Source organism: Acetobacter conturbans, from assembly GCF_011516755.1.
Lineage (GTDB): Bacteria > Pseudomonadota > Alphaproteobacteria > Acetobacterales > Acetobacteraceae > Acetobacter > Acetobacter conturbans.
In genome coordinates this window covers 1-8895 of the sequence record NZ_WOSY01000041.1, presented here as the reverse complement: position 1 = coordinate 8895, position 8895 = coordinate 1, and the positions used below count along the sequence as shown (strand labels likewise).

General features: G+C 61.8%; 11 protein-coding genes. 5 read left to right on the top strand and 6 right to left on the bottom strand.

The annotated features are described in order from the left end of the window. Positions 1–298 precede the first annotated feature (298 nt). The gene (gene mobQ, locus GOB81_RS16805; RefSeq protein ID WP_173571395.1) at positions 299–1342 is read left to right on the top strand and encodes a MobQ family relaxase; all 1044 of its coding nucleotides are present in this window, start codon (positions 299–301) and stop codon (positions 1340–1342) included. Between the two features lie 3 nt (positions 1343–1345). Further along, complete coding sequence (locus tag GOB81_RS16800; RefSeq protein WP_173571394.1) at positions 1346–1795, top strand: lysozyme inhibitor LprI family protein; 450 nt, start codon at positions 1346–1348, stop codon at positions 1793–1795. A 3-nt stretch (positions 1796–1798) separates the two neighbouring features. Here GOB81_RS16800 and GOB81_RS16795 read toward each other — a convergent pair whose 3' ends face one another. Both GOB81_RS16795 and GOB81_RS16790 read right to left on the bottom strand, forming a co-directional pair. Further along, the gene (locus GOB81_RS16795; RefSeq protein ID WP_338421390.1) at positions 1799–2041 is read right to left on the bottom strand and encodes a type II toxin-antitoxin system RelE/ParE family toxin; all 243 of its coding nucleotides are present in this window, start codon (positions 2039–2041) and stop codon (positions 1799–1801) included. Between the two features lie 29 nt (positions 2042–2070). Then, the gene (locus GOB81_RS16790) at positions 2071–2613 is read right to left on the bottom strand and encodes a MarR family winged helix-turn-helix transcriptional regulator (protein ID WP_010339851.1); all 543 of its coding nucleotides are present in this window, start codon (positions 2611–2613) and stop codon (positions 2071–2073) included. A 104-nt stretch (positions 2614–2717) separates the two neighbouring features. Here GOB81_RS16790 and GOB81_RS16785 point away from each other — a divergent pair, with 104 nt between their 5' ends. The 3 genes from GOB81_RS16785 to GOB81_RS16775 all read left to right on the top strand — a co-directional run bounded on the left by GOB81_RS16785 (position 2718) and on the right by GOB81_RS16775 (position 6895). Continuing rightward, positions 2718–3194, top strand: a complete 477-nt coding sequence (locus GOB81_RS16785; protein ID WP_010339850.1) for a YkgB family protein — start codon at positions 2718–2720, stop codon at positions 3192–3194. Between the two features lie 133 nt (positions 3195–3327). Then, positions 3328–3912 (top strand): recombinase family protein, encoded by a 585-nt coding sequence (locus GOB81_RS16780; protein WP_010339849.1) that lies wholly within the window; start codon positions 3328–3330, stop codon positions 3910–3912. Positions 3913–3916: 4 nt separating this feature from the next. Then, positions 3917–6895 (top strand): Tn3-like element ISMpo10 family transposase, encoded by a 2979-nt coding sequence (locus tag GOB81_RS16775; RefSeq protein ID WP_012449407.1) that lies wholly within the window; start codon positions 3917–3919, stop codon positions 6893–6895. A gap of 81 nt (positions 6896–6976) precedes the next feature. On the opposite strand, the gene GOB81_RS16770 is transcribed toward GOB81_RS16775, so the two are convergent. The 4 genes from GOB81_RS16770 to GOB81_RS16755 form a co-directional block, all read right to left on the bottom strand. Then, complete coding sequence (locus GOB81_RS16770) at positions 6977–7150, bottom strand: hypothetical protein (RefSeq protein WP_173571393.1); 174 nt, start codon at positions 7148–7150, stop codon at positions 6977–6979. Beyond that, the gene (locus tag GOB81_RS16765) at positions 7147–7746 is read right to left on the bottom strand and encodes a helix-turn-helix domain-containing protein (protein ID WP_173571392.1); all 600 of its coding nucleotides are present in this window, start codon (positions 7744–7746) and stop codon (positions 7147–7149) included. The genes GOB81_RS16770 and GOB81_RS16765 overlap by 4 nt, the downstream gene beginning before the upstream one ends. 329 nt (positions 7747–8075) lie before the next feature. Continuing rightward, positions 8076–8612 (bottom strand): replication protein, encoded by a 537-nt coding sequence (locus tag GOB81_RS16760; RefSeq protein ID WP_173571391.1) that lies wholly within the window; start codon positions 8610–8612, stop codon positions 8076–8078. After that, the gene (locus GOB81_RS16755; protein ID WP_006560192.1) at positions 8609–8866 is read right to left on the bottom strand and encodes a mobilization protein; all 258 of its coding nucleotides are present in this window, start codon (positions 8864–8866) and stop codon (positions 8609–8611) included. Before GOB81_RS16755 ends, GOB81_RS16760 begins: the two co-directional genes overlap by 4 nt. Positions 8867–8895 lie beyond the last annotated feature (29 nt).

Here is an 8895-nt window from a genome sequence, read left to right as displayed (position 1 = left end):
CGGCGTTCTGTCTGGCGAGCAAAGCCTGATACCGGGCCTTGGCCTGCTCGACCTGCTGTTTCGCCTTCTCGATGGGTGTCATTTTTCCTCCCGCACCAAGTGGGTGCAATGGTCTGTTGTGATTTCCATTCCCGCGTGACCCTGTTGAGGATACCCGATTTTTCGGAAGTTCCCTTTATTCCTCGTTGGGTGCAAACAACCCTTGCGACGAAGGAGTGAAGGGCGCACTTTAGCATTGCTTCGCAATGCGTGCGTCAGGGACGTTCCTTCCCTGAACCCTTCCTGAACGGAGCGAGTCGTGGCGATCTACCATCTGTCCGTCAAATCCATCTCGCGTTCGGCTGGTCGCAGCGTCGTGGCTGCTGCTGCCTATCGTGCCGGTCAGGAACTGACGGACGAGCGGCAGGGCCTGACGCACGACTACACCCGCAAGCAGGGGGTGGAGGATGCGTTCATCGTGGCCCCGGATGGTGCGGACTGGGCGCAGGATCGGAACGCCCTGTGGAACGCAGCCGAGGCGGCCGAGAAGCGGAAGGACGCCAAGACCGGCCGGGAATACGAGCTGGCGTTACCGGCCGAGCTGGACGCGGGCGCACGGAAAGAACTGGCCCGGGATTTCGCGCGGGAACTGGTCAATCGTTACGGTATCGTTGCGGACGTGGCGATCCATGAACCCGGCCGGGAAGGGGACAACCGGAACCATCACGCGCACATCCTGACCACGACCCGGACGGCCGGGGCGGACGGGCTGGGGGCCAAGACGCGGGTTCTGGACGTGGCCAGCACCGCCTCGGCCGAGATCGAGCATATGCGGGGGGTGTGGGCGCGCCAGGTCAACACGGCGCTGGAACGGCACCAGGTCGAGCAGCGGGTGGATCACCGGAGCTTCGAGCGTCAGGGGAAGGAACAGGAGCCGACCCGGCACATGGGGGTGTCAGCGACCGCCCTAGAGCGTCAGGCGGCCCGCGAGATCCCTGGCCGGGAGCCGGTGACGGATCTCGGGAAGCAGAATGCGGAGATCCGCGAGCGGAACCGGGTGCTGGAAACGGCCCACAAGGCCGTGGAGAAGGCGCAGGAGCTGTTCTCCGGCCTTGAAAAGAAGGCACGGCTGGCGGTCGGTCTGGCCCGGAAGATCGGGCAGCGGATGGAGCGGGAGAGGGAAGTCGAACGACAGAGGCAGGAGCTGGCGCGTCAGGCCGAGATCAGACGCCAGCAGGAAATCCGGGCGGCCGAGGAAGCCCGGAAAGCCGCCGAACTGGAGCGGCAGAAGCAGATCGCCAGAGAGATCGAGGAGCCGACCTTTAGGCGGTCACGCGATCGGGGGCCAAGTATCGGTTTTTAAAAAATGGAGGAAAAGATGCGGGTTCATAAAAACTTTGGCTTCGTTGTTGGATGTTTAGTGCTTGGTATTTCGACACCTTCTCATGCTCAACATATGAATGAGGCAGATGCTCCTTGTCGTGGGGTGGAGCAAACCTATCAACTTTCTAAATGTTTTTCAGAGGCATCACAAAAAGACTCAGATAACCTAGAAAAACTATATAGAGATATTCAATCAGTTCTTAGTATTTCTGAGAAAAATAAGCTTGAAATATCGCAAGATTATTGGGAAAAATATTCAAAAAGTGAATGTGAGGCAGAAAGTATGCTTTACGATGGTGGAACAGGCCGTGTTCCTGCTTTGCTAGCGTGTGATGATGCAATACTAAGGCAGCGTATCGCTACACTGAAAGCGGGCTTTAATTGGAAGCTGATACAGGGCATGCCTGCGAAGTATTTTCACAAACAACAGTAGTTTTTAACGTTCTTGAGACATGTGCCAGATACGTAGAACGCGCACGATCTTGGCAGATTCATTGACTTCGTAAAGTAGGACATAGGGGAAAACGATGCCCCATTCACGGGTGCCGTCCTCACCTTCCCGGCCGATGTTGGGAAACATGGCAAGGTCCGTGGTGGCGTCGATCAGACGGAGCAAAATCCGTTTGGCCGCGTGCGGGTTGCGGGGAAGCAGGTAGGGGTCAGGACATAGAACGGGCACAGATATACGCTAAGCGTCTCTGCGCGCACTTATGGGTCGACTCTATGCGTCGACGACTCCAGCATTCCAAAGGCATCCATCGGACAGTTGTAGCATCGCCTCTCGTCGCAGAGCCGGCATATCGTCAGCGCCGAGACAGCGTCGTCAGACATCTGCGCAAGTATTGTCTCGGCAATACGTTCCAGCACGAGGCGGTCAGCATTCGAGACATGGCTAAGGATTTCGGATAAAGTCTCGTTTCTTCGTTGCAGGATCGCAGATAGGCGAGTCTCGCCTGCCTCAGTGAGCATCAGCGCTACTGCACGACGGTCCCGTAGCGCTTTGGATCGAACGGCGAACCCGGCTGCAACCAATCGATCGACAAGCCGCACCGTCCCCGCGTGGGACAAGCCTAGCACCCGTCCTAATTCGTCGATCGAAAGACCGGTCGCGTGACCGATGACGACGATCGCCGCGGTGGTTTCGCCACCGCCGGGTATCGTCGGGTCGAATGCCGCCTTCTTAATTCGATCGGTGATGCCCACTGCGAGGGCGCCGAACAGATTGACGAGCCGGTCCGAGAGTACGTTCAAAGGGTTGCCTCATTCATTGACGGCGCATAGTGTATGCGCAGCGCATATATCACGCCTGTCTAAGCATGAAGGCAGGTCATGCGCCATGATGAAAGCGAGGCACCATGTTTTCGACATTACACATAGCTGAAAAGACGACCGGCTCTCGCGGGTCTCTCGCGTTGCTGCGCTGGGCGCTGGTGGTCATCTTTCTCTGGTTCGGTTGCATGAAATTCACGAGCTATGAAGCGATGGGCATCGCGCCATTGATGAAGAACAGTCCGATCATGAGCTGGATTCCGGCCGTTTTTGGGGTGCAGGGTGGAAGCTATTTTATAGGCACCGTCGAGCTCGCGACGGCCGCTGCGCTGATTATCGGTGCTTTCAACAAGACGGCCTCCGCTCTCGGCGCGGCGATGTCATGCCTGACTTATGCCGTGACACTGACGTTTTTCCTGAGCACGCCTGGCGTCGCCGAGCCGACCGCTGGCGGGTTCCCGGCGATTTCGGCCGGAACCGGACAGTTCCTGTTGAAGGACCTGGTGCTTCTTGCGGCATCAGCGTGCCTTCTACTTGCGTCCATACGGACAGCAGACGCGTGACGGCAAACAGGTGATAGGCGACGCTCCGGACCTGCGCTTTTGCCGAACCATACCCGCCTCAGCCCATAACGATCGACAAACCCTGTCGCTTTGATAGGGTGTTCGAAAACATGCTTTCGAGGGTTTGTCGTACATGCTGGTCGGATATATGCGGGTGTCAACGACCGATGACCGCCAAACGGTCGATCTCCAGCGGGACGCGCTCGTCGCAACCGGGGTCGATCATCGGCATCTCCATACCGACAAGGCATCCGGCGCGCGCGACGACCGACCAGGCCTGAAAGCCTGCCTCGACTATCTGAACGCGGGCGACACACTGATCGTGTGGAAGCTCGACCGGCTCGGACGCTCGCTGCCGCACCTGCTGACGATCGTCACCGATCTGAAGGCGCGCGGCATCGCGTTCCGGTCGCTGACCGAGCAGATGGATACGACCACGCCGCACGGCGAATTGCTGTTCTCGCTGTTCGGTGCATTGGCACAATATGAGCGTGCGCTCACGCGCGAACGGGTGATGGCGGGACTGGCTGCTGCCAAACGCCGGGGACGCCAAGGTGGCCGCCCGCCGATGATCGACGCCGAAACGCTCGAGCGGATCACCGCCGCGCTGGATGGCGGGGCCAGCAAGGCGTCCGTCTGCCGGACCTTCAAGGTGCCGCGTTCGACCCTTCTCGGCACGCTTGCCCGGATCGGCTGGACCGCACCGGCCAAGGTCTAAGCCGATGCCGCGTCGCGCCGTCCTGTCGGACGAGCAACGCGCGGCGTTGCTCGCGCTTCCCGACGACGAAACCCTGCTCGTCCAGCACTGGACATTGAGCCGGGACGACTTGGCCATCATCGTCCGCCGGAGGCGACCGCATAACCGGCTGGGTTTCGCGATCCAGCTTTGCGCGCTGCGCTATCCTGGCCGTTTCCTGCGACCCGGTGAACTGATCCCTGATACGCCGCTCGCGTTCGTCGCAGAGCAATTGCAGGTCGGACCCGAGGTGCTGGCCGACTACGCGACGCGCGGCCCGACCCGGTACGAACAGCTCGATGCACTGCGCGATGCATTCGGCTTCATGCCGCTCAGTCGGCCGCTGCGAACGACGTTGCAGGAATGGCTCCTGCCGATCGCGCTGACGACGACCAGCGGGGCTAGGCTGGCGCGCGTGATGCTGGATGAGTGCCGGCGACGGCGCATCATTGTGCCGGGCATCAGTTCGGTCGAGCGGATGGTCGCACAGGCGTTGCTCGATGCCGAACGCCATGTCGCCGAGCATCTGACCCGAGGACTCGATGCTCGACAGCGCCGGCTGCTCGATGCGCTTCTCCTGCCCCACACAGGCACGAACTTGAGCGATCTGGCCTGGGTGCGGCAGTCACCCGGCAAGCCCGGCCGAAAGACATTCGCCGCCATCATCGAGCGACTGACACTGCTTCGGGCCATCGGGATCGATCCGGATATCGCCGTAGGCGTCCATCCCGAGCGCCTCCGACGCCTGTGCCAGGAAGGCGTGCGGCTGACCGCGCAACATGTTCGGACGCTGCAAGCGACGCGGCGTCGCGCCACATTGGTGGCGACCATCCTCGAAACCATCGTTACCCTCACCGACGATGCGGTGCTGATGTTCGATCGCCTGCTTGGGCAGATGTTCCGGCGCGAACAGAACAGCGCGGACACGACACTCAAGCGCAACCGGCGCACCATCAACGGCAAAATCCGGCTGCTTGCCCAACTCGGCGCTGCCTTGCTCGCCGCCAAGATATCAGGTGGCGATATCGGCGCTGCGGTCGAGGCAGCGATCGGATGGAATGATCTCGGCCGCGAGGTCGATGAAGCCCGCAAGCTGATCCGCCCCGATTCGGTCGATCCCGTCGCGGTCGCCGCGACCAATTACCCCGTCCTCCGACAGGTCGGTCCCTCGTTCATCGCCTCGTTCACATTCGGGGCGGTGCCAGCCTGCCATGCGCTCGCGCGAGCGGTCGCGATCATGCGCGACCTTCATTTTGGTCATCTGCGCAAATTGCCTGCAGGCACGCCAGTCGGCTTCATCCGGCAAGCTTGGCGTCGGGCGATCGGCACCGGCATTCCCGATCGCAGGATCTATGAATTGTGCGTGCTGGTCGAGCTTCGCGACCGGCTTCGCGCCGGCGACATGTGGGTCGAGGGAAGCCGACGCTATCGTGCTGTCGAGCAGCAACTCATTCCTGCCCCCGTATTCGCCAACATGCGCGCGGCCGGCCCCTTGCCGATACCGGCACCGGATACGGCCGATATCTGGCTGGCCGAACGACGCGCCCGCCTCGCCCGTCGATTGGCCGAGGTCGAGCGAAAGGCGGAGACGGACGCGCTGGAAGACGTGCAGCTCAGCTTGGGCAGGCTGCGGATTTCGCCCTTGAAGGCGATTACTCCCGAGGAATCCGATACCGCCCTTGCGCCGCTCTATGCGCATCTGCCCGCGATCCGCATCACCGACCTTCTTGCCGAAGTCGATCGATGGACCGGGTTCAGCCAGTGCTTCACGCATCTGCAAAGTGGCCGTGCCGCGGATGAACCACGTGCGATCCTCACGGCGGTGCTCGCCGATGCCACCAATCTGGGCCATACGCGCATGGCGGAAGCCTGCAATCTCGTGACCCAGCGCCAACTCGGTTGGCTCGCCTCGTGGCATCTGCGCGAGGAAACCTACGGTCGCGCGCTCGCCCGGCTTGTCGACGCCCAACACACCGCGCCGCTGGCCGCGCTGTTCGGGTCCGGCACCTCGTCCAGCTCAGACGGTCAGAACTTTCCGCTCGACCGCCGCGCCCAGGCAACCGGCGCAGTCAATCCGCACAAGGGGACAGAGCCGGCTGTCTCCTTTTACAGCCACGTCTCGGATCGCTACGCGCCGTTCCATTCCACAGTTATCTCCGCTTCGGCGAGCGAGGCGGCACAGGTGCTCGACGGGCTGCTCCACCACGGCGCCGATCTGCACATCGAAGAGCATCACGTCGATGGCGGGGGCGTCTCCGACCATGTGTTCGCGCTATGTCATCTGCTTGGGTTCCGGTTCGCGCCGCGTATCCCGAATATCGCCGCACGCCGTTTGCACCTGTTTAACGGCATCGAACCCGGCCCCGATATTGCGCCGCTGGTCGCGGGCCGCATCGACGAAGGTCTGATCGAGGCACACTGGGACGACGTGCTGCGACTGGGAACCTCGATCCGCACAGGCGTCGTCAGCGCCTCGATCATGCTGGAACGGCTCGGCTCCTATCCACGCGCCAACGGCCTGGCACTGGCGTTGCGCGAGATCGGTCGCGTCGAGCGTACCCTGTTCACGCTCGACTGGATCGAGCAGCCCGAACAGCGTCGCCGCGCCACCCGCGAACTCAACAAGGGAGAAGCGGAAAATGCCCTGAAACGCGCCATCTTCTTCCATCGCATCGGCCGTATCCGCGATCATGCGCTGCAAGCCCAAAGCCATCGGGCGAGCGCGCTGAACCTCGTCGCCGGTGCCATCGTCCTGTGGAACACGACCTACCTGCAAGCCGCCCGGATGCATCTCGCCAACCTCGGCCGGCCGGTCCCGCCGGACCTGCTGCAACACCTATCACCGCTCGGTTGGCAGCATATCAATCTCACCGGCGATTACCTCTGGACCGATCCCGATGCGCCATCCACCGCGCTCAGACCGCTTCGCCAGATGCGCGCCGTCGAAGGCACGGCAAAACCTTAGCGTATATCTGGGTCCGTTCTGTGTACCGACCCCAGGTAGTCAACGATGGCGGCCCGGTCTGTCAGGGCCTCATCGGACCATTCAACCCGCACGCCGTTCCTCGTGCGGCAGTGCGTCAATAGCTGCCTGAACGCAGGCCAGATCAGCCTTCAGAATTGCCAGCACCTGTTCGGCCGGAACGGCCGGTTTGGTGCTGCTCCGTGCCTTGCGGATCGCAGCTCTTTTGGCAGCCAGTTCGTCGGAAAGGTCGGTCATGATGCCCCCCCATGAAGGAGTTCGAGCTGCATGGGCGGCCGGGTTTCTGCGGCCTGTGCCTTGCGGGCGTCCAGCGAGCCGTTCCATGCCACATGCGGGTTGATGAAATACACGGCCATTCCTCGGCCCTGCATCCCTTCAATTTTCCGTCGTTCGCGGCGGATTACGCCCATTTTCTCCAGCGTCCCCATAATGCGGCTGATGTGGTTCGAAGTGCATCCGACTTTCTCGGCGAGCTGGTCACGCGTGAGCAGGACTTCGCCCGTATCCTGCCGGAGATTAACCAACACCAGATCGAAGACATGGCGCACCTGATGCGGCCGATCATCGGACGGCAAGGCACGAATAGCATCCCAGATGGCAATAGTTTGGTTGCGGCTCAACATGGTGAAACCTCCCGGCCAAAGCCCTTCGGTGGTGTCTGGTCGCGCGGCTTTCTGGAGCGCGTACGTAGCCCGTGAGATGGCTAAACGCGCCTCTCCGGGCAAATGCTTCAGGAACTCGTCGGACAGAAGCGAGAGCTGCTCGGCCACCTGTGCCGCTTCCTCCCGTTCGGAGCGTTGCTGGTGGGTAGTGAGGCGCACAATCTGGGCCATGGTCTGCTCCCTGTGGAGAACCTGTTTTTAGGTGCCGGGCTCTGGCACCAATAGGTGCCGGAATCCGGCACCTAAAACAACCTGTTTTTCTCGGTTCTCTGCGGGGTGTGGCGATCCCTAAGAAAAAGAAAAGAATCTAATCCCCCTGTTGTCCCCCCTTTTCCCGGTGGAAAACTGCCATTTCGGGGTCTGTTCCGGCGCCCTGCGGGCGGGCTACGCCGCTCCCGCTCCGCGCTCGCCCGGACCCTGTGACGCCGGCAGAATCGGGCGAGAGAAAATGGCTCAGGAAGCGATGAGGGGGCTGGCCGGCTTTCCCCATCCTGTGACGGTCAGGGGAGATACCAGCCGGTTACGTTCCCCTTGGCGTCCGCGTTCGGGAAGCAGACCGTGCCGCCTTTCTGGCGTTCCGTGGTCCAGCCGTTCCCCTGGCACAGGGACAGCAGGTCGAGGCTGCCCCGTCGATCGAGACCATAAGCCCGCTGTCCGGCCGGAGTATTCGCCCAGTTCGCGGCCGCCTCCTGATTCCGGGCTTTCTGGTATCCTTCCGCGTGCCCCTGTTCCCATCCGGACTGATGGCCGAGGTAATATCCCGCACCACAGCCCGCCAGAGCGATCAGGAGGCTGGTCAAGCCTGTCCAGAGTAGATTGGAGCGTATTTCCGTCTTAGATGCCTGTAGCGCCTTCTGTGAGGCTCCTGTGGCCTGTTTGAGCGCGGTCTGCATTTCGGCCGACAGGGCGTGTTCCTGCTGGTTCCGGGTGGCCTGATCGGACCTGACGGCCCGGAGCAGGCGGTTTGTCTCCGCCATTTCCCGGCCGAGCTGGTCGAACGCGGCCAGCCCGTCACCCAGCTCGCGTTCGTCGGTCATGACCTGTCAGGTTCCGGCTTCTGCCACCCCTCGAACGCCTTGTGGTCGTGGTCGCGGGTGATGCGTTTCATCAGTTCGTCAATGACCCGGCCGAAGCGTTCATCCTTCCCGGCCGCGTCGATCAGCAGCCCCCCGAGAATGACCTTGCGTCGGGTGTCCAGTTTGCGTTCCTCGGCGTTCTGTCTGGCGAGCAAAGCCTGATACCGGGCCTTGGCCTGCTCGACCTGCTGTTTCGCCTTCTCGATGGGTGTCATTTTTCCTCCCGCACCAAGTGGGTGCAATG